The 24,823-nt window shown below is 73.0% G+C and carries 29 protein-coding genes, 1 tRNA gene and 1 pseudogene; 5 read left to right on the top strand and 26 right to left on the bottom strand.

Annotated elements, in window-relative coordinates; genetic code table 11:
- The 6 genes from ABEA81_RS16210 to ABEA81_RS16185 form a co-directional block, all read right to left on the bottom strand.
- Positions 1 to 627: a class I SAM-dependent methyltransferase gene (locus ABEA81_RS16210; RefSeq protein WP_345605916.1), complete on the bottom strand. Its 627-nt coding sequence runs from the start codon at positions 625 to 627 to the stop codon at positions 1 to 3.
- Positions 624 to 1,307: a TIGR04282 family arsenosugar biosynthesis glycosyltransferase gene (locus ABEA81_RS16205; protein ID WP_345605915.1), complete on the bottom strand. Its 684-nt coding sequence runs from the start codon at positions 1,305 to 1,307 to the stop codon at positions 624 to 626. The genes ABEA81_RS16210 and ABEA81_RS16205 overlap by 4 nt, the downstream gene beginning before the upstream one ends.
- The gene (locus ABEA81_RS16200; protein WP_345605914.1) at positions 1,304 to 1,969 is read right to left on the bottom strand and encodes a glycosyltransferase family 2 protein; all 666 of its coding nucleotides are present in this window, start codon (positions 1,967 to 1,969) and stop codon (positions 1,304 to 1,306) included. The genes ABEA81_RS16205 and ABEA81_RS16200 overlap by 4 nt, the downstream gene beginning before the upstream one ends.
- A gap of 36 nt (positions 1,970 to 2,005) precedes the next feature.
- Complete coding sequence (locus ABEA81_RS16195; protein WP_345605913.1) at positions 2,006 to 3,058, bottom strand: NAD-dependent epimerase/dehydratase family protein; 1,053 nt, start codon at positions 3,056 to 3,058, stop codon at positions 2,006 to 2,008.
- A 98-nt stretch (positions 3,059 to 3,156) separates the two neighbouring features.
- Entirely contained in the window at positions 3,157 to 3,945 is a 789-nt protein-coding gene (locus ABEA81_RS16190; RefSeq protein ID WP_345605912.1) for a hypothetical protein, read from the bottom strand.
- Between the two features lie 72 nt (positions 3,946 to 4,017).
- The gene (locus ABEA81_RS16185) at positions 4,018 to 4,698 is read right to left on the bottom strand and encodes a DUF3159 domain-containing protein (RefSeq protein WP_345605910.1); all 681 of its coding nucleotides are present in this window, start codon (positions 4,696 to 4,698) and stop codon (positions 4,018 to 4,020) included.
- A 131-nt stretch (positions 4,699 to 4,829) separates the two neighbouring features.
- Between ABEA81_RS16185 and ABEA81_RS16180 the strand changes: the two genes are divergently transcribed.
- On the top strand, positions 4,830 to 5,609 hold the full coding sequence (locus ABEA81_RS16180) for an SGNH/GDSL hydrolase family protein (protein ID WP_345605909.1): 780 nt from the start codon (positions 4,830 to 4,832) through the stop codon (positions 5,607 to 5,609).
- A gap of 32 nt (positions 5,610 to 5,641) precedes the next feature.
- On the opposite strand, the gene ABEA81_RS16175 is transcribed toward ABEA81_RS16180, so the two are convergent.
- From ABEA81_RS16175 to ectA, 8 genes are all read right to left on the bottom strand, one after another.
- Positions 5,642 to 6,730 (bottom strand): acyl-CoA dehydrogenase family protein, encoded by a 1,089-nt coding sequence (locus tag ABEA81_RS16175; RefSeq protein WP_345605908.1) that lies wholly within the window; start codon positions 6,728 to 6,730, stop codon positions 5,642 to 5,644.
- 12 nt (positions 6,731 to 6,742) lie between these two features.
- A complete protein-coding gene (locus ABEA81_RS16170; RefSeq protein ID WP_345605907.1) occupies positions 6,743 to 7,681 on the bottom strand; it encodes a VOC family protein in 939 nt (312 codons plus the stop codon).
- 14 nt (positions 7,682 to 7,695) lie between these two features.
- Positions 7,696 to 8,442, bottom strand: a complete 747-nt coding sequence (locus ABEA81_RS16165) for an enoyl-CoA hydratase/isomerase family protein (RefSeq protein ID WP_345605906.1) — start codon at positions 8,440 to 8,442, stop codon at positions 7,696 to 7,698.
- A 9-nt stretch (positions 8,443 to 8,451) separates the two neighbouring features.
- On the bottom strand, positions 8,452 to 9,678 hold the full coding sequence (locus ABEA81_RS16160) for an acyl-CoA dehydrogenase family protein (protein ID WP_345605905.1): 1,227 nt from the start codon (positions 9,676 to 9,678) through the stop codon (positions 8,452 to 8,454).
- On the bottom strand, positions 9,675 to 11,315 hold the full coding sequence (locus tag ABEA81_RS16155) for an AMP-binding protein (protein WP_345605904.1): 1,641 nt from the start codon (positions 11,313 to 11,315) through the stop codon (positions 9,675 to 9,677). The genes ABEA81_RS16160 and ABEA81_RS16155 overlap by 4 nt, the downstream gene beginning before the upstream one ends.
- Before the next feature lie 80 nt (positions 11,316 to 11,395).
- Complete coding sequence (locus tag ABEA81_RS16150; protein ID WP_345605903.1) at positions 11,396 to 11,806, bottom strand: ectoine synthase; 411 nt, start codon at positions 11,804 to 11,806, stop codon at positions 11,396 to 11,398.
- On the bottom strand, positions 11,803 to 13,071 hold the full coding sequence (gene ectB / locus ABEA81_RS16145) for a diaminobutyrate--2-oxoglutarate transaminase (RefSeq protein WP_345605902.1): 1,269 nt from the start codon (positions 13,069 to 13,071) through the stop codon (positions 11,803 to 11,805). The genes ABEA81_RS16150 and ectB overlap by 4 nt, the downstream gene beginning before the upstream one ends.
- 37 nt (positions 13,072 to 13,108) lie before the next feature.
- Positions 13,109 to 13,576: a diaminobutyrate acetyltransferase gene (ectA, locus tag ABEA81_RS16140; protein WP_345605901.1), complete on the bottom strand. Its 468-nt coding sequence runs from the start codon at positions 13,574 to 13,576 to the stop codon at positions 13,109 to 13,111.
- 307 nt (positions 13,577 to 13,883) lie between these two features.
- Here ectA and ABEA81_RS16135 point away from each other — a divergent pair, with 307 nt between their 5' ends.
- Complete coding sequence (locus ABEA81_RS16135; protein ID WP_345605900.1) at positions 13,884 to 14,669, top strand: SDR family NAD(P)-dependent oxidoreductase; 786 nt, start codon at positions 13,884 to 13,886, stop codon at positions 14,667 to 14,669.
- Positions 14,670 to 14,741: 72 nt separating this feature from the next.
- Positions 14,742 to 15,074 carry a GYD domain-containing protein gene (locus ABEA81_RS16130; protein WP_345605899.1) on the top strand — a complete coding sequence of 111 codons (333 nt, stop codon included), beginning with the start codon at positions 14,742 to 14,744 and terminating at the stop codon, positions 15,072 to 15,074.
- Between the two features lie 6 nt (positions 15,075 to 15,080).
- On the opposite strand, the gene ABEA81_RS16125 is transcribed toward ABEA81_RS16130, so the two are convergent.
- Together ABEA81_RS16125 and ABEA81_RS16120 are read right to left on the bottom strand one after the other, a co-directional pair.
- Positions 15,081 to 16,037 (bottom strand): hypothetical protein, encoded by a 957-nt coding sequence (locus tag ABEA81_RS16125; RefSeq protein WP_345605898.1) that lies wholly within the window; start codon positions 16,035 to 16,037, stop codon positions 15,081 to 15,083.
- A gap of 7 nt (positions 16,038 to 16,044) precedes the next feature.
- A complete protein-coding gene (locus tag ABEA81_RS16120) occupies positions 16,045 to 16,212 on the bottom strand; it encodes a hypothetical protein (RefSeq protein ID WP_345605897.1) in 168 nt (55 codons plus the stop codon).
- A 210-nt stretch (positions 16,213 to 16,422) separates the two neighbouring features.
- Here ABEA81_RS16120 and ABEA81_RS16115 point away from each other — a divergent pair, with 210 nt between their 5' ends.
- Both ABEA81_RS16115 and ABEA81_RS16110 read left to right on the top strand, forming a co-directional pair.
- Positions 16,423 to 16,677, top strand: coding sequence for a hypothetical protein (locus tag ABEA81_RS16115; RefSeq protein WP_345605896.1), 255 nt, complete (start codon positions 16,423 to 16,425; stop codon positions 16,675 to 16,677).
- A 187-nt stretch (positions 16,678 to 16,864) separates the two neighbouring features.
- Positions 16,865 to 18,046, top strand: a complete 1,182-nt coding sequence (locus tag ABEA81_RS16110; RefSeq protein WP_345605895.1) for an acyl-CoA dehydrogenase family protein — start codon at positions 16,865 to 16,867, stop codon at positions 18,044 to 18,046.
- A gap of 106 nt (positions 18,047 to 18,152) precedes the next feature.
- On the opposite strand, the gene ABEA81_RS16105 is transcribed toward ABEA81_RS16110, so the two are convergent.
- The 10 genes and pseudogenes from ABEA81_RS16105 to ABEA81_RS16055 form a co-directional block, all read right to left on the bottom strand.
- Entirely contained in the window at positions 18,153 to 18,464 is a 312-nt protein-coding gene (locus ABEA81_RS16105) for a DUF6886 family protein (RefSeq protein WP_345605894.1), read from the bottom strand.
- 2 nt (positions 18,465 to 18,466) lie between these two features.
- Positions 18,467 to 18,721 (bottom strand): annotated as a pseudogene (locus ABEA81_RS16100) (DUF6886 family protein); the annotation flags it as partial.
- Positions 18,722 to 18,733: 12 nt separating this feature from the next.
- On the bottom strand, positions 18,734 to 18,919 hold the full coding sequence (locus tag ABEA81_RS16095; RefSeq protein ID WP_345605893.1) for a hypothetical protein: 186 nt from the start codon (positions 18,917 to 18,919) through the stop codon (positions 18,734 to 18,736).
- Entirely contained in the window at positions 18,916 to 20,313 is a 1,398-nt protein-coding gene (locus ABEA81_RS16090) for an FAD-binding oxidoreductase (protein WP_345605892.1), read from the bottom strand. Before ABEA81_RS16090 ends, ABEA81_RS16095 begins: the two co-directional genes overlap by 4 nt.
- 148 nt (positions 20,314 to 20,461) lie before the next feature.
- A complete protein-coding gene (locus tag ABEA81_RS16085) occupies positions 20,462 to 20,629 on the bottom strand; it encodes a hypothetical protein (protein WP_345605891.1) in 168 nt (55 codons plus the stop codon).
- A 312-nt stretch (positions 20,630 to 20,941) separates the two neighbouring features.
- Positions 20,942 to 21,838 carry an alpha/beta fold hydrolase gene (locus ABEA81_RS16080; protein ID WP_345605890.1) on the bottom strand — a complete coding sequence of 299 codons (897 nt, stop codon included), beginning with the start codon at positions 21,836 to 21,838 and terminating at the stop codon, positions 20,942 to 20,944.
- A 347-nt stretch (positions 21,839 to 22,185) separates the two neighbouring features.
- Positions 22,186 to 22,590: a VOC family protein gene (locus tag ABEA81_RS16075; RefSeq protein WP_345605889.1), complete on the bottom strand. Its 405-nt coding sequence runs from the start codon at positions 22,588 to 22,590 to the stop codon at positions 22,186 to 22,188.
- An 86-nt stretch (positions 22,591 to 22,676) separates the two neighbouring features.
- Positions 22,677 to 23,117 carry a hypothetical protein gene (locus ABEA81_RS16070; protein WP_345605888.1) on the bottom strand — a complete coding sequence of 147 codons (441 nt, stop codon included), beginning with the start codon at positions 23,115 to 23,117 and terminating at the stop codon, positions 22,677 to 22,679.
- A gap of 124 nt (positions 23,118 to 23,241) precedes the next feature.
- Positions 23,242 to 24,231 carry a G1 family glutamic endopeptidase gene (locus tag ABEA81_RS16065; RefSeq protein WP_345605887.1) on the bottom strand — a complete coding sequence of 330 codons (990 nt, stop codon included), beginning with the start codon at positions 24,229 to 24,231 and terminating at the stop codon, positions 23,242 to 23,244.
- 434 nt (positions 24,232 to 24,665) lie between these two features.
- Positions 24,666 to 24,740 (bottom strand) — tRNA-Thr (locus ABEA81_RS16055).
- Positions 24,741 to 24,823 lie beyond the last annotated feature (83 nt).

Below are 24,823 nucleotides of genomic sequence, written 5' to 3'. Positions count from 1 at the left end.
TCACCCGGCCAGCCGCAGCTCGCTGAAGCAGCGGGGGCCGGCGTGGGAGGCGATCACCTCGAACCCGGCGGCCGCGGCCACCGCCCGCAGCGCGTCGGCCCCCACCACGGCCCATGGCAGCGGCCGGCCAGGGCCTTCCGCCGTGTGCACCCGCGCCGTCCCCGCCCAGCAGGCGGTCGGGTCCGGGTCGGTCTCGGCGAGCACGGTGCCGCCGGGCCGCAACAGGGCGGCGGCCCGGCGCAGGAGCCGGGCGGGGTCGCCACCGATGCCGATGTTGCCGTCGGCCAGCAGCACGTGGTCCCAGCGGCCGGGGAGCGCGGCGAACAGGTCGCGGCGCAGCACGGCGACGCCACGGGCCCGGCACCGCGCGACGGCGGCCGCGGACACGTCGACCCCGAGCGCCGGGACGCCCCGGCGGGTCAGCGCCACCAGCAGCCGCCCCGGACCGCAACCCAGGTCGAGGACCGGGCCCGTGCACCGGTCGAGCAACCAGCGGTCGTCACCCGCGGCGTCGGCGTGCCACCGGCGCACCGCGAGCACGACCTCGGCGCCGTCGCTGCGCACCAGCCGCGCGGGCGCGCCGCGCAGCGCGGCGTCGAACCCCGACCGCACGAACGCGGCGGTCACGACGCTGCCGCGAACGCCGGGCAGCGGACCAGCGCGGCGGCGAACCGCCCGTCCGGCGCCGCATCGGCCACGGTGCGGGCGTCGGCGGCGGTGTCGACGTCGGTCAGCTCGGGGAGCAGGCCCACGCGCAGCCCGCCGTCCCGCAGGGCCCGCAGGGTGCGCTCCCCGGTGTCGTCGCGCGATGTCGGAACGCCGGCGACGAGCCCCGCCGCTCGCGGGTCGCGCAGGCCCATGGCCCACCAGCCGCCGTCGGCCGCGAGGCCGAGCACGCCGTCCGTGCCGGGAGCGTGCAACCGCTCGAGGCACGTCGCGAGCAACGCGGAGCCCGCCTGCGGGGTGTCCATGCCCACCTGCAGCGTCGGGCGTCCCGCGAGCAGCGCGGCGGTGTCGAGGTGCGCGGCGGCGATCCGCTCACCGAGGCCGTGCCCGCGCTGCGCCACGACCCGGCAGCCGCGCAGCGCCGCGGTGAGCTCCGCGCGCCGCACCGCCCCCGCGAGCCGGCCGGTGAGCGCGACGACGGGCTCGGCACCGCGGACGCCGCTCACGGCGTCGATGGTGTCGAGGAGCGCCGCGGCGGCCAGGTCGGCGGCCTCGGCCGGGGTGGCGGGCGGGCACAGCCGCGTCTTCACCCGGCCCGGCTCCGGCGACTTGGCCAGCACGATCAGCGCGGCGGGGGTCATGAGAACCCCGGGGCGGCCAGCAGCCTGCCCATGTCGCGGACCGCGCGCACCGTGCCGCGTACCGACCCGGACACCTTGGACCGTCCGCCGGCCCGCGGCCGGTACGCGACGTCCACCTCGTGCAGCCGCCAGCCCGCGGCCCCCGCGCGCAGCAGGAGCTCCAGCGGGTAGCCGAAGCCGCGGTCGGCGACCCCGAGGTCGATGAGGTCCTGCCTGCGTCCGACCCTGATCGGCGCGATGTCGTGCACCGGCACGCCGCGCGTGCGCAGCAGCGCGGCGATGAGCGCGTTCCCCACGCGGGCGTGCCACGGCCACGCACCGGCCCGTGGCACCCGCCTGCCCACGGCGAGATCGACGCCGCCCGCGCGCACGGCGTCGGCCATCGGGCCGAGGACCGCCGGATCGAGCGAGCCGTCCCCGTCGAGCACGGCGACGAGCTCCGAGCGCGCCGCGAGGAGCCCGGTGTGGACGGCGGCCCCGTAGCCCCGGCGGGGCTCGACGACGACCCGCGCGCCGTGTGCGGCGGCGACGGCGGCCGTGCCGTCGGTGGACCCGTTGTCGACGACGAGCACCGACCAGCCCGGCGGTAGCTCGGCCAGCACGGCGGGCAGTGCGTCCGCCTCGTCGAGGCAGGGAAGGATGATCTCCACACCTGCGATCATCGGCCGAGAACCGCTCGTGGAACCCCGGATCGCTGCTTACCGAACGGTGACGGCCGGTTCCCGCAGCGGATCGGCGGCGAAGGCGGCCACGCCCTCGGCGAACGTCACCGCGGCGCGGAAGCCGAGCCGCGCAGTGGCCAGCGCCGGGTCGGCGACCACGTGCCGCACGTCCCCCGGCCGGGCCCCGCCTGCCACGACCGGCTCCGGCCCGCCCATCCGCTCGGCCAGCGCGCGGGCCAGCTCACCCACGGTGTGCGGCTCACCGGAGCAGACGTTCACCGCCTCGAACCCGTCGGCGTCGGCGCTCAACGCCAGCGCGTTGGCCATCGCGACGTCGGTGACGTGCACGAAGTCGCGACGCTGGCGGCCGTCCTCGAGCACCCGTGGCGGGTCTCCCCGCTCCAGGGCGGAGCGGAAGATCGAGGCGACGCCGGCGTACGGGGTGTCGCGGGGCATCCGCGGGCCGTAGACGTTGTGGTAGCGCAGCGACCAGACCCGGCCGCCGCACTGCCGCGCCCAGGCGCTCGCCAGGTGCTCCTGCGCGAGCTTCGTGGCCGCGTAGGTGCTGCGCGGGTCGGGAGGTGCGTCCTCCCCGACGAGGCCGGGGGACAGCTCCCGCCCGCAGCGCGGGCAGTGCGGCTCGAACCGGCCGGCCGCGAGGTCGGCGGCCGCTCGCGGCAGCGGCCGGACGACGCCGTGCTCCGGGCAGTCGTAGCGACCCTCGCCGTAGACGACCATCGACCCGGCCAGCACCAGCCTGCGCACCCCGGCGGCGTGCATCGCGGCGAGCAGCACCGCGGTGCCGAGGTCGTTGTTCGCGGCGTACGCCGGCGCGTCCGACGGGTCCACGCCGTGCCCCACCATCGCCGCCTGGTGGCAGACGGCGTCCACGCCGGGCAGCAGCCGGGCCAGCAGGTCGGCGTCGCGCACGTCGCCGACGACGTGCTCGTGCTGAGGCGTCCAGCTACCCCAGCCGTGCGCCTGGGGCAGCAGCGCGTCGAGCAGCAGCACGTCGTGGCCGTCGGCGGCGAGCCGGTCGGCAACGTGCGACCCGACGAACCCGGCACCCCCGGTGATCAACACTCGCATCGATCGAGGTTAGGGGCGGTGGCTCCGCTCGGCGGTCGCTCGTTCGCAACTCGTCACATCCGGCCGGGCCGGGAAAGGTCAGGAACGTCGGAGGCACCTCAGTCGTTCGGCTCCAGGTCGGGGATCCGGAGCCCCGGGGTGGGCCGCGGCGTCGAGGTGGGGGTGCCGCTGGTGCGCGGCTCCCGGGTCGACCCGGCACCGGAGCCCGGCTCCTCGCTGGGGGTCGGCTCCGCGGACCGGGTCTCCTCCTCCGTGGGCGCGGGCTCGGTGGTCGGCTCCGCGCTCGCCGTCGGCTCCTCGGAGGTCTCCTCCGCCGGGTCGTTCCCGGCGTTCCCGCCCGAGCCGGGCGTCAGCACCCGGCCGACCGACGTACCCGGCTGCCCGGTGGTGAGCGAGGAGCCCTTCGCCCACTCCAACCCGGTGACCACCAACAGGGCGATCACGAAGACCAGCACCGTCGCGCCGGCCCAGACCCACATCCGGCGGGGCCTGCGCAACACCGGCTCGACGCGTAGCTGCGTGGTGGCGGGTTCGACCGGGACGCGCGGCTGCGGCACCGCGAGCTGGACGGTGGGCGTGTCGGAGAGGTCGGTCCGCCGACCGCCGGTGAGCCGGACGCGAGCGACGATCGTGTCGCGGGTCCGGTCCAGGGAACGCTGGTAGAGCGTGGTGGCCACGGTGCTCGCCACGGAGCCGAGCGCGGCGCCCGCCACCGTGCCGGAGGCACCGAAGTACGACCCGAGCACGGCGCTGGTGGCCGCCGCCCCAGCACCGGCGATCACCTTGTTGACCGTGAGCTCCGCCGCCTTGGCCGGCGTGGCGACGGTGGGCTCTGCGCCCGCGCGATCAGCGGCGGGCGTCGGTCGGGGCGCGCTGGGCTGAGGCATGGCTCCTGGCGTGGGTCGTCCGGCTGCTTCCGTCCGCTCCAACGGGGTACCCGCGCAGATCGCTCCAAACGATCAGGCTTCGTGAGCGTCTTCACGCGCGGGCGCGGGGTGGCGTAGGCCACCGTGCCCATCCGGCAGCGCCGAACGGAGGACCGGCCACGAGAGCGCGACGCACAGCGCCACCAGCGGCCAGGTGAGCACGGTGCGGGCGATGCCGAGCGCGACCACGGCGTTCGCCGCGTACAGGGGGAGGAACACCGCGAGCCGCACGAGGTACTGCCCGACCCACACCCAGCTCGCCCGCTGGTAGCCGCGCAGCAGGGCGGGGTCGCGCCGCCAGCGGGTGCGCTGGCCGAGCGCGGTGCCCACGACCAGCCCGAGGAGCGGCCAGCGCACCACGATCGACACGGCCCAGACCAGCGCGCTCGCCGCGTTGCTCACGATCTGGACCAGGAAGAAGTCGACGGCTCGGCCGGTGTACAGGGCGACCAGCGCCGCCACCGCGACCCCGAGCAGGCCGAACAGCACCGCGCGCGGCCGACCTCCGCGGACGAGCCGGATCACGGCCACCACGGCGCCGACGAGCACGGCCGCCCCGCCCGCCCAGGCGACCGGGGACGCCCAGCCGGACGCGTCGGCGACCGTGAACGCGATCACGAAGGCGATCACCGGGACGGTCGCGTCGACGGCGGCGCCGCGCCCGCCGAGGACCTCGGCGAGGCCCGGCTCCGCGGCGTCCTTCCGGCTTCCCATGAGCTAAGGGTGCCCTACATCCACGAATGGATCACCCCCACTGGCGTGTATCCCCGGTGCGGGGTGATATTGGAGAATGTTTTGCCCGTCGACCACGTGACGGGCTGGTGAACGAAAGGGGGCGATGGCCGATGCGACCCATCAGCAGCTTCCTCGCACTCGGGGACAGCTTCACCGAAGGCCTTGACGACTGGCGCCCCGACGGTACACCCCGGGGCTGGGCCGACCGCGTGGCCGAGCAGCTGAGCGCCACCCGCCCCGGCTTCCGCTACGCCAACCTCGCCGTGCGCGGCAAGCTCCTCGACCAGATCGTCGAGGACCAGCTGCCGGTGGCCGAGCGGCTCCGCCCCGACCTGATCACGTTCTGCGCGGGCGGCAACGACATCATCCGGTTCTCCTGCGACACCGACGACCTCGCCCGCCGCTTTGACGCTGCGCTGGAGCGGGTCACCGCCACCGGCGGGCACGTGCTCGTGTTCACGGGCTTCGACCTCGGCCGGATGCACCCGATCCTGCGCCGCCTCCGTGGGCGCGTCGCCTGCTACAACGAGCTGATGCGCGCGAGCGCCGAGCGCCACGGCAGCACGGTGGTCGACCTCTGGGGCATGGCGCCGCTCGCCGATCCCCGCAGCTGGGGCCGCGACCGGCTGCACCTCACCGCCGAGGGCCACAGCCGGGTGGCGCTGCGCGTGCTGGAGACCCTGGGCGAACCGGTCACGGACGACTGGCGCACCCCGCTCCCCGAGATGGCCCCGGCCCCGTGGCGGGACTGGGTGCGCGAGGACCTGCGCTGGATGCGCGACTTCGTGATGCCCTACGTCCAGCGGCGGTTGCGCGGACGAGCCACCGGCGACGGCTACCTGCCCAAGCGCCCCGAGCTGCTCCCCCTGCGCACCCTCGAACACCCGTGAGCGGATACGAGTGCTCTGGCACTCGTATCCACTCACGACCGGGGCAGGCCGATCGCATCGGCCACCAGGTCGGCGTGGAAGTCCCCGTCGCCGAAGGCGAGCGCGGCGCTGGTGGCGTGCTGCAGGTAGTGGTGCAGGGGGTGCTCGGCGGTGAAGCCGATGGCTCCGTGCACCTGGTGCCCGAGCGCGCACACCCGCTGGTAGGCGTCGCTCACCCAGGACTTGGCCACCGCCACCGTGAGCGCCACCTCGTCGGCCGCCTGCCCGGGCGCCGTGAGCCGCCAGATCGCCTCGAACGCGATGAACCGCGCGGTGAGGACGTCGATCGCCATGTCCGCGCAGTGGTGCTGCACGGCCTGGAAGCTGCCGATCGGGCGGCCGAACTGCTCGCGCTGCCCCGCGTACTCCACGGTCGTGTCGCGCACGCGCTGCGCGCCACCCACCATCTCCGCGCACGTCGCGGCGGCGCCGAACGCGGTGGCCGTCGCGGCGACCGCAGAGCCACCGCCTGCCGCGCCGAGCACGCGCTCGGCCGGCACGGCGACGCCCGCGAACCGGACGTCGTGCTCCGCGTTCGGGCCGACCACGTCGAGCCGCTCGGTGCTGACGCCTGCCGCGGCCCGGTCGACGAGGAAGGCGGTGGACCCCGCCACCACCAGCAGGTCGTCGACGGCCTGCGCGAAGGGCACGAACCGCGCGGTGCCGTCGAGGACGTACCCGTCGCCGGACGCCGTGGCCGTGACGGCCGCCCCGTCGGCGTAGGCGATCGACCGGCCCTCGGCGATCCCGCTCAGCCACCGCTCCCGCTGCTCGGCCGAGCCGTGCCGCTCGATCGTCGCCCCGCAGGCCACCGTGTGCAGGAAGGGGCTCGGCACCTGGGCCGCGCCCATCTCCTCCAGCAGCAGGCAGGCCTCGAGGAAGCCCTCGCCGACCCCGCCGTAGGTCTCCGGAACGGCCAGGCCGGTCCAGCCGAGCTCGACCATCTCCTTCCACAGGTCGGCCGAGAAGCCCGCCGGGTCGCCGGCCACCGCGTCGACGCCTGCCGTCGCCACCCGCCCGGCGAGCACGTCACGGGCGGTGCTGCGGATGAGCTCCTGGTCCTCGGTCAGGGTCAGATCCATGCGCGGTCCCTGTCAGTTGGCGGGCGGGATCTTGTCCGAGCGCACCCACACGCCGGGCCGTTCCTCCCAGAACAGCTGCACGAGCACGCCGCCCGCGTGCTTGGGGTGGATGAACGTGTGCTTCCACGCGGCGCCGTCCTTGACGCCCTCCTCGTCGTCGAACGTCGGGATGTCGTGGACGCCGCAGGCGGCCAGCGCGGCGTCCCAGTCGGCGACCTCGAACGTCACGTGGTGGGCGGCGGCCCCGTTGCGCGCCAGGAACTTGTCGACGAAGGAGTCCTCCCCCCGTCCCGTGATCACCTCCCAGCAGATGCTGGAGCCCGGGACGTTCAGCACGAGGTCGGCCATGTCGGGGATCTCGTCGTCGGCGGTGCGCCAGACCTCGACGAACCCGGCGAGGTCGGAGTACCAGCGCGACAGCTCGTCGCGGTCGTGGAAGGCCTGGCAGATGTGGTCGATCCCGCGGATGCCGAGGGTGGGCCCGTTCGCGTCGACGGGCTTGACGGCGGTCGCGTCGTCGTCGCCGAGCATGGCGAGGTGGCCGGGGCCGCGCAGGCGCCACAGCACCCCCGGTCCGTGCTCGGGCGGGGACAGCGACGCCTCCACCCAGAGGCCGGGCACGGAGTCGGTGACCTGGAGCCCCCGCTTGTCGAGCTCGGCGACCGCGGCGTCGAGGTCCGGGACCTCGGCACCGACGTGGTGCAGTCCAGGCCGCCCGCCCTTCTCGTCGAGCCACCGCTGGAGCGACCCGCCCTCGCCGGACGGCGCGAGCACCACCCACGTCTGCCCGGCGGCGCCCGGCACGGCGAGCCGGACCCCGCGCACGCCCGCCGCCGGGTTGTCCCACACGTGGGTGCGCCGGAAGCCGAACAGGCCCTCCAGCAGCGCGAGCTGCTTGTCGATGTCGGGCGCGGCCACGGCGACGTGGTCGATCCGGTAGATCTTCAGCATCTTCTCGGGACTCCTCAGCTGGGGTGGGGCTCGATCCAGTCGTACCCGGCGGTGACGAGCTCCTTGACCAGGCGCAGGTTGTAGCGGTTCATCGCGGCGATCCGCTCGGCGAGCGCGGCCACCTTGTCGTCGAACTCGTCGGCCGCGAAGACGTCGTTGACCAGGCCCAGCTGCAGGGCCCGCTGCGCGTCGATGCGGACGCCGGTGAAGAGCATCTCCTTGGCCCGAGCCATGCCGATCCGGGCAGGCAGCCGCTTGAGCCCACCCCAGCCGGGCGCGCTGCCGCCCACCTCGGGCTGGTCGGGGTCCTCCTTGCCGTCCATGAACTTCGGCTGGTGCGGCGGCCGGGCGGAGAGGGTGATCTCGACCAGCCCCATCTTCGCGTTGTCGGCGCAGACGATGAAGTCCGCGCCCAGCGCCAGCTCGAGCCCGCCGCCGACGGCGTAGCCGTGCACCGCGGCGAACACCGGGATCGACAGCCGCTCCATCATCGCGAACGTCTTCTCGCCGAGGCGGCCCTGCTCGATCCGGTCGGCCTTGGTGAGCGACTCGGACCAGTCCAGGTCCATGCCGGCGCAGAACCCCTTCTCGCCTGCCCCGCGCAGCACCGCGACGCAGACCTCGGGGTCGTCGTCGATGTCGGTGAAGACCTTGCGCAGGCCGTGCATCATCTCCGGGGTCAGGGAGTTGAGCTTCTTCGGCCGGTCGAGGGTGATCCAGCAGACGCGGTCCTTGACGACGACGTCCAGCCCTTCGGTCATGTGATCCTCCTAGGAACGAGGCAGGCCGAGGCCTCGAGTGGCGATGACGTTGCGCTGGATCTCCGAGGCGCCGCCGAGGAAGGTGGCGGCCACGGAGTCCATGCGCATGTGGGTGAAGGCAGCGCCCAGCGGGGCGCCGTCGCGCTGCCACAGCAGGCCGTGCCGGCCGAACACGTGGGCGCCGGTGCGGGCGAGCCGCTGGTGCAGCTCGGCGCTGAACAGCTGGTTCACCGACGCCTCGTACCCCGGTACGGGGTTCGTGACGCTGAAGCGGGCGATGTTGTACAGCACCCGCACCTCGACGTAGCGCCGCGCGATCTCCTGCCGGGCGCCCCGCTCCCAGCCCTCCCGCAGCTGCTCCCGCCCCTCCGGCGTGCCGATGTGCTCGACGAGGCGGGCGATCGCCTGCTCGTACTTGATCGTGGCCCCGATCCCGGCCCGCTCGAAGCTGAGGGCGTCCATCGCGACGTACCAGCCGCGGTTCTCCTCGCCGACCCGGTTGGCGACGGGCACCCGCGCGCCTTCGAAGAAGATCTCCGAGAACGGCGCGTCGCCGCGGATGTCGCGGATCGGCCGGATGGTGACACCGGGCGTGTTCACGTCGACGAGCAGGAACGTGATCCCGCGGTGCTTCGGCGTCGCGTCCGGATCGGTGCGGACCAGCACGAACAGCCAGTCGGCGTGGTGGCCGAGCGAGGTCCACACCTTCTGCCCGTCCACCACGTAGTGGTCGCCGTCCCGCACGGCCCGCGTCCGCAGGCCCGCCAGGTCGGAGCCGGCGCCCGGCTCGGAGAAGCCCTGGGCCCATGCGCGCTCGCCGCGGGCGATCGGGGGCAGGTGCTCGGCGCGCTGCGCGTCCGTGCCGTGGGCCAGCAGGGTGGGGCCGAGCAGGAACGCGCCGATGCCGTTCACGGTGGGCACGCGCGCCCGCATCATCTCCTCCTGGAGGATGAACTCCTCCATGGCGGACAGGCCCGCACCGCCGTACTCGACGGGCCAGTGCGGGGCGATCCAGCCGCGTTCGGCCAGCGCCGCGGCCCACTCCCGGGCACCCTCCCGGCGAGCGACGTCCGCGCTGTTGCGGTCGACCGGCCAGTTGTAGCCCCACACGTCCTCGGGTTCGAGGCTCTGCTCGGCGTCCGGGTCAGGCGTGTACGCCGCCGGGAACCGGTCCCGGACGAACGCGCGCACCTCCTCCCGGAACGCCGCATGGTCAGGGCCGTCCTCCCAGTTCATGCCGTCCTCCCCGGGGTCGCCTCGGCCGCGGCGGAGGCCTGCGTGGCCCGCGTGCTCGGCGTCGCGCGCTCGCGGTCCCAGGTACCCGGCGTGATGCCCTGATCACCCATCGCACGCAGGGTGTGCTTGGCGACCTTGTCGGTGGGGGTGCGGGGCAGCTCACCCACGAACTCGATGTAGCGCGGCACCATGAACGACGGCAGCTTGGCGGCGCAGTACGCGGCGAGCTCGGCCGGGGACAGGTCGGCGCCGGGGGCGCGAACGACCGCCAGCTTGACGTCCTCCTCACCCAGCTCGGACGGCACGCCGAAGGCGGCCGACTCGACGACGGCCGGGTGCAGGTTGACCTCGCACTCGATGTCGAACGCCGAGATGTTCTCCCCGCGCCTGCGGATGGCGTCGGCGATCCGGTCGAGGAAGTAGAAGTAGCCGTCGTCGTCGCGCCACGCGCGGTCGCCGGTGTGGAACCACATGTTGCGGAACGCCCTGGCGGTGGCCTCGGGCATCCCGTAGTAGCCGGTCGTGATCACGAACGGCTGCTTCGGCCGCACGACGAGCTCGCCCGGCTCGCCCGCGGGGACCTCCCGGTCGTCCTCGTCGACGACGGCCACCTCGAAGCGCTCGGCGTGCGCCTGCCCCATCGAGCCCAGCCGCCACTGCCCGTACGGGCTGCCGGTGGCGATGCCGACCTCGGTGCTGGTGTAGGTCTCGGCCGACCGCACGCCGAAGCGCTCCAGCAGCGGTGCGTCCAGCGCCGACTTGCCCATGTAGAACGTCTCGAGGGGGTGGTCGTGGTCCCGGGGGTCCGGCGGGGCGCTCAGCAGGATCGGGATCATCGCGAACACGCTCATGGTGACCTGCGCGTCGAAGTAGCGCACGTCGTCCCAGAATCGCGAGGCGCTGAACCGCTCCACGATGCCGATCGGGCTGCCGGACAGCAGCGAGGAGAACACGCCGTCCCACAGGCCGGCCGCGTGGAACAGCGGCAGCGGGCAGTAGGTCGTCTTCCCCCACCGGTTCAGGAAGTCCAGCGAATCCCACGCGCAGGTCAGGGCCAGTGCGTGCGGCACCATCGCGCCCTTGGAGCGGCCGGTGGTGCCGGACGTGTACATGATCGCCTGCATGTCGGAGAACCGCGCGCCCCCGTCGACCCGGTCGGCGCCGTGCGCGAGCAGGCGCGCCATCGGCAGCGCGCCGTCACCGAGCTGGTCGAGCGCGGGCTCCCGGCCCCGCACCATCAGGCGGACCGCACCGGGCACGGTCGGCAGCACCGCGGGGAGGCGATCGACGTACTCGGCGTCGATCAGCAACGTCGAGACGTCGGCGCTGTCCAGCACGTGGCGCAGCAGCTCCCCCCGGTACGCCGTGTTCACCGGCACCGCGACCGCGCCCAGCCGCGCGAGCGCGACGATCACGGGCACGAACTCGGGGCAGTTCGGCAGCATCACCGCCACGTGGTCACCGCGGCGGACGCCCTCCGCGGCGAACCCGTTGGCGTACCTGTCGGCGGCGGCGTCCACCTCCGCGAAGGAGAGCTCGCCGTCGCGGAACTTCAGGAACGCCGCGCTCCCGTGGGTCTCGGCGCGCGATCTCACCACCTCGCCGAGTACGAGGCCTTCCAGCCACCCCTGGTCCATCACACCTCCCTCGACCTGGCGAACGGCCGCCACGCCTGCGCGGTGGCGGCCGTTCGCGACGCCCGGGACGGCGGCCTCCGTCAGGAGGCCTCCGCCGCCGGCGCCGGCTCGACGATCAGCGGGTACACGCCGTTCTCGTCGTGCACCTCGCGTCCGGTCACCGGCGGGTTGAACACGCACACCGTGCGCATCTGCGTGCGCGGGCGCAGCTGGTGGTGCTCGTGGCCGTTGAGGACGTAGACCGAGCCGGGGCGGAGCTCGTAGGTGACGTCGTTGTCCTTGTCGGTGAGCTCACCCTCGCCCTCGATCACCCAGACGGCCTCGATGTGGTTGGCGTACCAGAAGTCGTTGACCGAGCCGGCGTCGAGCACGGTCTCGTGCAGGGAGAACCCGACACCGTCGCCGGCCAGCACGATGCGCTTGCTGCGCCAGTGCTCCGTCTTGACGTCGCGCTCGGTGTCGGTGATCTCCTCGAGAGTGCGGACGATCACGCCGACATCCCCTCCGTGACGGCGCGGACGGACTCGCCGACCATCTCCAGTCCCTCCTCGAGCTCGGCATCGGTGATCGTGAGCGGCGGCATCAACTTCATGACCTCGTCGGTGGGGCCGGCGGTCTCGATGATCAGTCCCCGCTCGAAGGCCGCGGCGCACGCCTTGGCGGCGAGCTCGGGCTGGGAGAAGGACAGGCCGCGGGCGAGACCACGCCCCTTGGGCGTGAGCTCCACGCTGTCCGAGGAGGCCGCCAGCTCGGCGAGCGCCTCTCCCACCCGCTCCCCCTTGGCGATGGTGGAGCGCTCGAGCGTGTCGTCGGCCCAGTACTCGCGCAGCGCCGCGGTGGCCGTGACGAACGCGGGGTTGTGCCCGCGGAACGTGCCGTTGTGCTCGCCGGGGCCCCACTGGTCGAGCTCGGGTTTGATGAGCGTGAGGGCCATCGGCAGGCCGTAGCCACTGATCGACTTCGAGAGGCAGACGATGTCGGGCCGGATGCCTGCGGCCTCGAACGAGAAGAACGGGCCGGTGCGGCCGACGCCCATCTGCACGTCATCGACGATGAGGATCATGCCGTGGCGCCGGCACAGGTCCTCCAGCCCCTGCAGCCACTCGATGCGGGCCGGGTTGATGCCGCCCTCACCCTGCACGGTCTCGACGATGACGCCCGCGGGCTCGTTCAGGCCGCTCCCCGCGTCCCCGAGGAGCTTCTCGAACATCAGGAAGTCCGGGACCGTGCCGTCGAAGTAGTTGTCGAACGGCATCGGGGTGGCGTGCACGAGCGGGACGCCCGCGCCGCCGCGTTTCATGGAGTTCCCGGTGACGGACAGGGCGCCCAGCGTCATGCCGTGGAACCCGTTCGTGAAGTTGATCATCGACTCGCGGCCGGTGAGCTTGCGCGCGAGTTTCAGGGCCGACTCGACCGTGTTGGCGCCGGTCGGCCCCGGGAACTGGACCTTGTAGTCGAGCCCGCGCGGTTTCAGCACGAGATCCTCGAAGGTGCGCAGGAACTCGCCCTTGGCCGTGGTGTACATGTCGAGGCCGTGGGTGATGCCGTCGCGCGCGAGGTAGTCGAGGAGCGGCGCTTTCAGCGCCGGCGGATTGTGCCCGTAGTTGAGCGCACCGGCGCCGGCGAAGAAATCGAGATATTTTTTGCCGTCGATATCGGTGATATGCGACCCCTTGGCGGAGTCGAATACCACCGGCCAACTCCGGCAGTAGCTGCGGACCTCGGACTCGAGGTCGTCGAAAACGGTCGTTTCCACGGGCCTCCCCCTGTGAAACGGTCGTGTGATCGTCAGGTCAGCGGTCGACCGGTCCGATCCGGAACAAGATCTCGGGTTCGTGGCCGGGACCGAGCAGTTCGACCCCGAACAGCTCGCTGCGGCTCACCGGAGCACCGTGCCGCTCGGCGAAGCGGCTGAACAGCGCGATGGACCCCGTGTTGTCGGGTGTGACGGTGGCTTCGAGGTGGTCGACCCCGGGCACCCGGTCGAACAGCGCGTCGAGCATCTCCGCCGCAACGCCTTGCCCGCGCGCCGCGGCGTCCACCCCGACCTGCCAGACGACCAGCGTGGACGGCTCCTCGGGCCGACGGAACCCGGTGACGAACCCCAGCAGCTCCCCGTCACGGCGCGCCACCACGGACGTGGCGGCGAAATCACGGCACCACAACAGGTAGCTGTATCGGGAGTTGACGTCGAGGACCCCGGTGGCCTCGGCCAGACGCCAGCACGCCACGCCATCGGAGACCTCCGGGTGACCGATCATCAGCTGCTCCCCGCGTTTGGGACGTACGCGGTCGGGGGATCCAGCAAGTGCGGCCATGTCAGGGGAACTTAACAGGCCCGAAACCGCTTCGCCGATGTCTGATCGGCCGGTCCGGCTAGAAAATGTGAGCGCTATCACATACACGTTTGACGATCACGCATGCCGGGAAGGGGGCCGTTCCGCCAGGTCACGCGGCGATTTTCGGCGTTCTACGCACGGTCGACAGGCATAGTTTCAGCCCCCGATCACGAAATCGCAACGACCATCACACCCCGAGGGAGTGTCAGGTCCTCGTTAGGCTGGAGCCGTGCCGTCCGTCCCCGCGCCACGGTCCGTCGTCGTCACCGGAGGAGGCCGTGGAGTGGGGCGTGCCGTGGTCGAACGACTGCTGCGCGACGGCGCCCACGTGGTCGCGATCGAGCTGGACCCCGGCGCGCTCGGCTGGATCGCCACCCACCCCCGCGCGGTCGCCGTGGCCGGCAGCGCAGCCGACGATGCGGTCACCGAGGAGGCCGCCGACCGCGCCGAGCGCGCGGCGCCGCTCACCGGCTGGGTCAACAACGCCGCGGTCTTCCGCGACGCCTCGGTGCACACCGCCCCGGCGCACGAGGTCCTCGACCTCGTCCGCACCAACCTCGCCCCGGCCGTCGTCGGGGCCACCACGGCGGTGCGCCGCTTCCTCGCAGCCGGCACCGGCGGCGCGATCGTCAACGTCTCGTCCCACCAGGCCCAGCGCGCGGTACCCGGCTGCACGCCGTACGTCACGGCGAAGGCGGCGATCGAGGGCCTCACACGCGCGCTCGCCGTCGAGTACGGCGCGCGCGGGGTACGCGTGAACGCGGTGGCGCTCGGCTCGATCGCCACCGAGCGCTACGCGTCGTTCCTCGAGGGGCTCGGCCGCGATGGCGCCGCGCACGTCGAGGAGGAGATGCGCCGGATCCATCCGCTCGGCCGAGTGGGTACGGCCTCGGAGGTGGCCTCCGTGATCGCGCACCTGCTGTCCGACGACGCCGCGTACGTCACCGGTGCCACGGTGCCGGTGGACGGCGGCCGGTCGGTGCTCGCGCGCGACCCCGAGGCGCACGACACCTGAGCCGTTCGGCCGCTCGACAGGTTTCGGCACCGGTGGTGCACTGGCCGACCCATCGGCGCGAGGAGGTTCGCCATGGCCAAGTTCGCGATTTTCTTCACCTACAAGCCGGAGACGTGGGACCGGATGATGATGAAGCCGGGCGAGCGGACGGCCGCGGTCCGGCAGCTCGCCGAGAGCGTCGGGGGCTCGCTCGAGAAGATCTACTACATGTTCGGCGACCGGGACGGGTTCGTCGTCCTCGACATCCCCGACTCGGCCACCGCCGCCGCCGTCTCCGTGGCGGTGAGCAGCACCGGCGCCTTCTCGCACCTGGAGACGCGCCAGCTCATCGCCGCAGAGGACCTGCCGTCCCTGCTGGAGAAGGCCGCCGCGGCGCGGGAGTCGTACCGCCGTCCCGGCGACTGAGCGCGGTCAGCGGGCGGCCGTGAGCACGCGCAGCGCGTTCAGCGTGACCATCTGATGCGCTGCGGGCCCCCAGTCGACGGCCTCGACCAGCCCCGTCGATCGCGGCGGCCGCCACCACGGGCGCACGGCGCACCAGCCGCCGTCCTTCCGCTGCTTCCCGGCCACCACCCGCCGCGCCCTGCGAGTCCGGGGATCGCCCCGGTGACCGGCCCGGTCGAGCACGACGAGCGCCTGCAGAACGTCGTAATGCCAGTAGGGCGGGTAGTGCAGGTCGACGACCGACCGGTGCAACGGCCGGTCGCTGCCCGCCGCGAACACGACGTCCCGCGCGAGCAGCACCTCGGCGGCCGCCGCAGCGGCCGGCCCTCCTGCGGGGCGACCGGCACCGCGGTGGTTCTGCGGGTCACCGGTCGCGGTCGCGTACTCGTGCAGGCCCCAGAGCGCGGGCAACGTCTCGTGAACGGACGAGCGGCACGCCGCGCGGCGTCGATCGCAGTTCCAGCCGCCGTCCGGCCACTGCCCGGCGACGAGGTGCGCGACGAGCCTGGCCACCCGCTCGTCCCCCGCCATGCCGAGCCGGCAGGCCACCGCCACCGCGTTCCCCTCCTGCGACGCGTGCATCCGGTGCCGGCCGTCGACGACCGGGACGCGGGCGAACCGCTCGGTGGCGGCCCAGTGCTCGAGCACCACCTCCGCGGCCCGCACGGCCGGCCCGTACCCGGGCGGTATGCCGAGCTCGACGAGCGAGACGAGCCGCCAGTGCGCCCCGGTCCACTTGGCGTACGGGCGCTCCAGCGTGGCCCGGTCCTCGAGCCCGGCGAGCAACCCGCGCACGAGGGGGCTCCGCAGGACGTCCTCGTCCGGGGCCGGGTCGTCGAGCAGCTCGCGGCGGGCCAGCGCGCCGACCGCGGGGTCGGCGTCGGCGGCCAGCCGCGCGGCAACCGCCGCCGGCGCTGGGGGCACCCCGGCATCACAGCACAGATGCGGCCCGTGGCACGACCAGAACGGTGACCACGACGCCGGCCACGGCGAGCACGACGGCGCCGCCGGCCGCGGCCCCGAGGCCCGCGAGCTGCGCACCGACCGGACCGAGCACCGCACCGGCGAGGGTCACCGCCGCCTCGACGATCCCGAACACGGCTCCGACGCACCCCAGCGCAGATCGGGGGATGGACCGCTGGACGACCGTCCGTGGCGCTCCCACGACCACCGATCCGGCCGTCCCGATGACGACCGCGGCCGCGATGGCCTGGGGAAGCCACGAGGCATCGCAACCCCACACTCGCCGCCCTCGAGCGGCTGGCCCGCGCGCTCGGCACCGGCCCTGACGGTCGACCTCGGCACCGCCGTGCCGTCGGCTCCGGCCGGCCCGCCGCCGTCGCTGGTACGGGTCGCGCGCACCGAGCGGTTCCGCCGCACCGCCGCCGCCCTCGCCGGGCCCGACCGGGACCCGGGCGAGGTGGCGAGGGCGCTGGTCGACCTCCTCTCCCAGGTGGGGCCGGCCGTCGGCGCCGAGCCCGCCGAAGGCGACTGGTGGCGCATCCTCGACGCGCTCCTGCTGGTCCGGCTGCACCCGGCCGGCGTCACCGAGGAGGGGAACTGACCGCCGGCCGTCGGTCACCGAACCTGGACCGGTGATCGTCGCGATGATCGTCGCAATCGGGACCAGCGCTCACGTGCGGATGCCCGGTCCCATCTCCGCTGATCAAGCCCCGCCATCCCCGGCGCCGGCTCGCCGCCTCGCGAGCGTTCCCGTGACACCCACCACCGCGGCCGACAGAATCCGGGACATGTCGACGACTACCAGCGAACGCGGTGAGCGGATCCTCGCCGAGGCCGATCGGCTCGCGCGGACGTTCGCCGAGCGCGCTGCCGAGCACGACCGCGAGGCCTCGTTCCCGCACGACAACTACGCCGACCTCGCCGAGGCGGGCATCATGCGGATGTCGGTGCCCGAGGAGCTCGGCGGGTCCGGCGCGGGGCTGCCGGAGGTCGTCGCGGTTCTGGAGCGGATCGCGTCCGGGGACGGCTCGACCGCGTTGTCGCTTGCCATGCACATCTCGCCGCTCGGCCAGTGGGCGAGCGTGTGGCGCCGCACCGGGGACGAGCGGCTGGCCGGCCTGCTCCGCCGGGCCGCGGAGGGCACGCTGGTGTGGGCGGCCCTCACCGCGGAGCGCGGGCTGGCGAACCGCATGACCGACGCCAACACGGTGGCCCGGCGCACCGACGGCGGGTACCTGCTGACCGGTCGGAAGATCTTCGCGACGAACTCGGCGATCGCCACCGACTTCTCCACCACCGCGCGCGACCCGGATGCCGAGGGCGGCCCGCGGCTGCTGCTGTGCGCGGTGTCCATGGGCTCGCCCGGCATCCGCGTCCACCCCACCTGGGACACCCTCGGCATGCGCTCCACCCGCAGTGACGACCTGGAGTTCGACGGCGTCTTCGTGCCGGAGTCCGCGGTCGTCCACTCGCTGCCGATCGGCCACCTCGACCGGCGCGTCATGGAGACGGTGTGGGCGTGGGCGATGCCGGCGTTCGCCGCCGTCTACACGGGGGTCGCGAACGGTGCCCTGCGGTGGACGGCCGACCGGCTCACCGCCTCGGGTCGCGGCACCGACCCGGTCGTGCAGGACGCCGTCGGCCACTGCCGGATGCTGCTGGAGTCGTCACGGGCGGTGATCCACCGTCACGTCGAGGAGGTCGTCTCCCGCGAGCTGCACGCCCTCGAGGTGCAGGAGGCCGTGGCGCGCTGCATCACCGTCAAGCACGTGGCGGCGCACAACGCCACCGAGATCCTGCAGCGGCTGGCCGAGGTGAACGGCGGAGCCGGGTTCGGGCGCGCCATGCCCTTCGAGCGCATGTGGCGCGACGTCCAGGCCGGGCCGATCATGCCGATGGGCAGCATCGCCGCCCGCCAGTTCGTCGGGGCCACCGAGCTGGGCGTCGAGGTGGCGCCGGTGGCGCCGTGACCTCGCCTCGCACGGATCAGCTCACGGTCGCGACGCCGCCCGGTGGGCCGCGTACCGCGACCGGCTCGAACGGCTGGCCGAAGGCTGAGGTCCGGCGTCTTCACGCTCACGCGGGGCGGGGCGGCTGGGCGTTCCGCAGCCTGATCCCGCTGAACCCGAGTGTGCTCGCCACGATCGCGTCCCAGAGGGGCCACAGCCGCGGGAGCACGCGCAGCTCGATGCTCGCCTCCTCGTGGAGCGCGAAGAGGTCGCCGACCCGCTCCGGCGGACCGAGCGGCCGCACCGGCACCTCCGCGACGTGGGCCGTCGGCTCGGCCTCGCCCCGCAGGCGCGCCGGCTCCGGCTCGCGGAACGGACGGACGGCGCCGCAGGCAGCCGGTAGGCGTACAGCCGCACCGTGCGCATCCGCTCCAACCACGCGTACTCCACGGCGTGCAGGCGGGGGGCGGCGGACGGGCCGATGATCCGGTCGACGTCCGCGACCGTCGAGCCCGCGGTGGGCCACGTGAGCACCCGGGGGCACTGCCGCGGGAACCAGTACGCGGGCGCCCGCTCCGCGTCGACCGCCCACACGTAGGCGCCGGGAACGCGCGCGGTGGCGGCGACGTGCGGGACGAACTCGGTGATCGTCGGGTCCTCGGAGAAGTGGAGGACCTCGCCGTCACCAGGACGCACGGCCGCCGGGGCTCATTTCCGGCCGTACTCGGCCTGGACGTCGGCCTTCCACGCGTCGTACTCGGTGCGGTCGTCCTGGAGCCCCAGCTCGGCGATGCAGTCGGCACAGCGTCCGACCACCCAGAGGAGCGAGACCTTGGAGCAGCGCTCGCACGGGCGCGGCTCCGCCATCACGGTGTGATCAGCGGTGACGGTCACGCCGCCGATCCTGCCACGCCGATCGACTGCGCGAAGCGGAAGAACCCGTGCGGGTCGTAGGTCCGCTTCACCTCGACCAGCCGGGCGTGGTTCTCGGCGTAGTAGGCCTCCCGCCAGGCACCGAGCCGGGGATCGATGAAGTTCTGGTACGCCTCGCCGCCTGCGTACCGGTCGATCACGGCGAAGCCTGCGTCCGCCCACGCCTCCGCGGCATGCCGGTCGGCACCGTCGGGGCGATCCCGATCCAGGCCGACCCAGTACGCCATGTAGATCTGGGCGTCGCGGTGGACGTACGCGGACGCGGTGCGGGCCACCCGGTTGGCCTGACCACCGAGGGCGAAGCAGCTCAGCAGGCGGACCTGGCCCGGCCTGCGACCGTGCTCGAGCGCGGCCAGCACCTCGGCGATGCCCGAGTCGGGGACCGGCCGTTCGAGCAGCACGTTGCGGTCGACGGCGAAGTGCTGGCGCGGGATGACCGCCTCCGGGTTCTGGCCGGACCAGTGCCGCTGGGCCGCCGTCGTCCCGGCCACGCCGTACGCCGCCATCATCGCGTCGCGGTACGCGTCCTCCTGCACGGTCCGGGTCTCCGGCCGGCTGCCGGCCTCCGCCACCAGTGCGTCGAGGAGGCGTTCGAGCGCGGCCCGGTCGCCCAGCCACCCGCCGGCGAGATCGACGGTCGCGGGCTCGGCACCGGCCAGCGTGACGGTGAGCGCCGAACCCAGCTCGTCGGGCGCCTCGACGACCCACCGCTGCCAGGCCGCCATCACGGCCTCGGCCGCGTGCCACGGCCAGCGGAGGTGGTAGGTGACGATCGTGGGGATGCGCCGCGCGCGCATCTCGTACCGGGTGATCACGCCGAAGTTCCCGCCGCCGGCCCCGCGCAGCGCCCAGAACAGGTCGGGCTCCACGGACTCGGAGCACCGCACCACCCGCCCGTCGGCGAGGACGACCTCCGCCGCGAGCACGTGATCGCATGCCATGCCGTAGCGACGGGTGGTCCAGCCGAACCCGCCGCCGCTGACGAAGCCGCCCGCAGACACCGTCGGGCACAGCCCGCCGGGAACGACGACGCCGTCCCGCCACAGCGCGGACAGCGAGTCGACCTGGCGCGCACCCGCCCCGACGACCGCCGTGACCTCGGCACCGGCCCGCCTGGTGCCGACCCCCGACATGCGCGAGACGTCGATGACGAGACCGTCGGTGAGCGAGTACCCGCCGAGGCTGTGCCCGCCGCTGCGCGGCACGGCCGGGACATCGGCGTCCTGGCAGAACGCCAGGCAGGCGGCGACGTCACCAGGTGTCTCGCAGAACGCGACCGCCGCCGGACGCACCCCGTCGAACTGTGCCCAGTAACCCACCCGGGCCCGGTCGTAGCGGGGATCGGATGGCGTCACGAGGTCCCCGCGCAAGGACCTGTGGAGGCGCTCCCAGGTCGCGGGCCTCGTCCTCGTCGCATCAACGCTCATGCGGCCATACCAGCAGCGAGGTGCGCCGCTGGTCGTGAACGGATCGGTCACCCCGAGGAGTTCGCCGCCGAACTCCTCAGTCGGTCCCGGGTCCCTCGTCCGGCGTGCCGGACGGCGCTCCCTCCCGGGGAACATCGCGCCCGAGCTTGCGGTTCAGCGCGTCGGCCGCGCGGACGCCGAGCAGGCATCCTCCGGTCCCGGCCAGAGCTGCGGCGACGAGCCCTGCGATCTCCAGCAGGGTCATGCGGTCCGCTCGAACATCTCGAACCTCTCGGGTCGGGGAGCGCTGTCGCGCAGGATCACGCGAAAGGGTGATCGAAGCACGCGAATGCGGCGGCGAGCCGTCGGGGGAGGCTTCGGTGGGGCTCGGACCCCGCGGCCGGCGGCGCCGGAGGTCGGTGGCGCGACCATGACCAGGGTCTCTGCGCGAAGACGGGCGGATCCGGCACGGGAACGCGCGGGAGTGTCGATCAGGACGTCATGATCTGCCCGCGAGGTGCGACGACACCCTGAGCACGCGGATGCAGGTAGCACCAGGTCGCGTTCGGAGTCTCACCTAGCCCTTGCCGTCCAGGAATCCGATGATCCGTTTGTTGATCTCGGTAGGCCGCTCGACCATCATGAAGTGCCCGACTCCCTCGATCAGTTCGGATCGCGAGCCGGGCCCGCACAGCGTCGGCACGCGGTCCACCTGCGCCTGCGACATCCCGTGGCAGCCGTCCTGGGTGCCGTGCAGGTACAGCGTCGGCTGGGTGATGTTCGAACCCCACGCATCCGACTGCTCGGCCACCCATTCCGGTGACCCGAATCGCGTCGGGTCGAACTGGCAGCGGTAGTAGCCGAGCGCGGCCTGGAAGTGAGCCGGGTCGCGGATGCAGTCCTTGACGTGGGGCAGGTCCTCGCTCGCGTCGTACCCCGGCGACCAGTCCCCCCAGATCCGATCGATGAACGCGAAGTCGTCCGCGGCGATCACGTCGGCCGCCACGTGCAGCATCTGGAAGTACCAGAAGTAGAACGAGCGCTTGATCTGGTCGTAGGTGGGGATGTTCTCGGCGAAGATGGCGAACGGCGGGATGTTGATGACGATGCAGCGCCGCCACCGATCCGGCGCCTTCCCCGCCGCACCCCACGCTGCCACCGCGCCCCAGTCGTGCGCGACGAGGACCGCGTCCTCACCGCCTCCGAGCGCCTCGTGCAAGGCGTTCTGGTCGGCCACCATCGTGCTGCTGTGCACGTGGTGCCTGTCGCCGGGCAGCTCGGTGGGGGCGAAGCCCCGGTTGAACGGTGCCACCGCCCGGTAACCCGCGTCGGCGAGCGCCGGCAGGAGATACCGGTAGCTGTAGGGCGAGTCGGGGAAGCCGTGCATGCACAGCGCGAGCGGCCCCTTCCCCATCGCCAGGTACTCGAACCCCAGGCCGTTCGCTCGAACTGATCCCCTCTCGAACTCCGCCATCGCACGCCTCCTCGGCATCGCAAACCCTCGACCGAGCCCATGAAGATGGAGCCCACGAGGGCGCCGGGGAAGGTCTGGTGAGACGGTCATCGCCAAGCTGTAGCAGGTGACACCACCCGGCCCAACGCCGTTCGGACGGACGCGCCTCGGGCCGGACGTGAGCTGAGCCGAACGCCGATGCGCTCCGGTCGAGCCGATGACCCTCCGGAGGCCGGGTGATCGCCGCGGGATGAGGGCCACAGCCCTCGGCAGCGCGCTACCGCCCATCTCGGACGGATCATGTGCGGTTGAGCACCACAGCGGCCCGGACCGAGTTGGACCACCTCCGGGGGCCGGCGTTGTGCGGCTCAGCCCGCCGGCGGCGCGAAGAACTCGAGCGCGATGTTGTCCGGGTCGCGGAACGACAGCCCGGATCCGTAGTGGGCATCCACGATGCCCCCGTGGCTGATGCCCAGCTCGTCCAGCCTCCTGCGCCACGACTCGAGCTCATCGCGGTCGGCGCACGCGAACGCCACGTGGTCGAGCCCGGTTCGGCGTTCGTCGAACGGGTCGCCGGCCGGACCGCCCGGGTGGGTGTGCAGGCCGAACAGCTGACCGTCACCGATGGCGAAGACGGTGTGGTGGAAGCCCCCCGTCCTCTCGTCCTCGTCGAGCACCGGCTCGGAGCCGAACAGCGCCGTGTACCAGCGGGTGCTTCGGTCGAGGTCGGCGACCGTGATTGCGATGTGGGCGATCGGCGGGAACGTGGGCATCGCTCGAGTCCTCCCGAGTGGTCGTGAGCCGGGTGTCGGAGTCCGGCCAGCGTGCCTCGCCGGGGCCGGCTCCCGATACTGACCGATCAATCAGGTTGTTCGCCTGGACGGCGGCCGGCGTATCGAGGGGTCCGGGTACGTGACGGCTTCGATGTGGCGGGTGGATGGATGGTGGTGATGCACGTGAGGACGAGGTCGATGCCGGCGAGGAACTGTTCGCGCTCGTCGTGCTCGCGCATCTGCTCCGCGATGGCCCGGATGAACGGGTGGTCGTCGGGGTCGAGGTCCTGCCATGCCCTTGGTGCGGCGTCGAGGAACTCGGCGCGACCCGCTCCGGAGCCGGGGACTCTGTTGCCGGCGGTGATCTGAGCGGTCTGGCGAGAAATGGATCCATGGGAGAAGGCTCGCCGATGGCAGAGGTCGCCCCCGGGATCTCGACCCGGGTCTCGTGGAGCCGTCTCGGGGAACTGGCGAAGCCGGATGCTGCTGGCCGGAAAGGGCGCCTTCGTGACACCGTGCCGTCGCATCCGGCCCGTCTCCTCCGGCGCACCGCCGAGGCCGACGCTTCGCGGCCAGCGGCCCCGGATATCGAATGGTCGTCAGAGCACCGGCCGGCCGCGAGCGGGGTGGGTTCGCGCGCCCGCGCCGGCCCTACTCGCGGAGAGGGCGGACGGCGAAACTACCCCCGGACAGCGGGCCGGTGGCGGTCAAGAAGCCCGTGGCGTCGGTGGCGTCGATGGCGATGGGCTTGGCCGAGCCCAGCGGCTTCCCGTCGACGGTGGCGTGGGTGAAGGCGACCTCTCCGAACCTCGGGAACCTGCCTGCCAGCGCTTCCAGCACGACCTCGGCGGAGACGTTGTTCCCTTGGAAGGACTTGATCGCGCTCCTCGTCCAGTTCCGGGTGACGTCACTGATCCTCATCGTGTACGTGCTGCCGCTGCGGGCCACCTCGGCCGTGACCTCATCCCCGGCATGGACAGCGAGCGGATAGTAGACCGGAGGCTCCGGGGCCGTCTCGTACCACGCGCGGTAGACCGGCTTGCCGGACGAGCAGTCGGTCGCCACACCGGCCTGCTGGACGGTGCCACTGCCGTAGCCGTCGATACCGACCCACGGCGAGAACGTCTCGGCGGTCGATGTGCAGGTGACCACGGGTTCGGCCCACCGCGCGGACACCGACCGGAGGCCCTTACCCGTCGCGACATAGCCCGACCAGTTGCCGCCGTTCGCGCTGAAGCCGCCGCCCAGCTGCGACGCCGGGGGGCGGGTATCCGGCAGCTCCGAGGAAGTGCGTACTGCCGCCGCCGTCGGAGGGGCACCCGGCCCGGCCGCACCGGGAGCGATGAGGAGCGCGCCGACGCCGAGTACCGACAGCAGCAGGCCCCTGATCCGCGCGCCATCGGTCGGGTTGCCACTTGCTCCGCGCATGTCGTCCTCCCTCCGGTGTGTACGAGTGTCGTCAACCCCGGTCCCGCGTGCTGAGCCTGCTCCGGCGCCGGTCCCGGCGCCACCTCCACAGCCCAAGCCGCCCTCGCCGTTCGCCGCGGTACCGCCGGTACCTACGCGGCCGTTGACCAGGCCGTGTTCAGGAAGTGGTGCGGCCAGGGCGCGCAGCCAGATGTCGATCGTGGCGACGTGCACCCGCCCCGTGAGCCCTTCTTGACCTCGTTGGCGGCCTGGTCGGCCTTCACCGGGATGGTCGCGGTGATCTTGCGCTGGCGCAGGTAGGGCCGGTTCGCCCGCGACGAGTACGTCTTGTCGGCCACACATCGCTGCAGCCCACCGGTACCGCACCGGTTGACCACACTTCCTGTCACTACTCGTGTCCTGGTGCGGCGCTTGATCGCTGTCCCGGCAATCGGCTACGTCCGGCTTCGGCCTCCCTCTCCGCCTTCTGGCCAGGCGGGATGATCTCGCGGGATAGTGCGGCCGGCCGGTGACGGGGTCGATGCCGGCGTACACACGCACCCGCAGAGCGCCGGTACCCAACCGCTCGATGTTGCCCTTGGCGCGACCCTTCCCGGCCCGTCGCACGTCCGGGCGCTGATTTGGCGAGAGGACTCGCTGGTCAGACGTGGAGCCGGAGGTCGGGATCGAACCGACGACCTACCGCTTACAAGGCGGTTGCTCTACCACTGAGCTACACCGGCGGGCATCGGCGGCCATCCTAGTGGCGCACCCATGGCCCGCACCTACCCTGGGCGCCATGCGGAAGTCGATCGCCGCCCCCGTG

The organism is Pseudonocardia adelaidensis (assembly GCF_039543345.1).
GTDB lineage: Bacteria > Actinomycetota > Actinomycetes > Mycobacteriales > Pseudonocardiaceae > Pseudonocardia > Pseudonocardia adelaidensis.
This window is presented reverse-complemented; position numbering and strand designations above follow the sequence as displayed.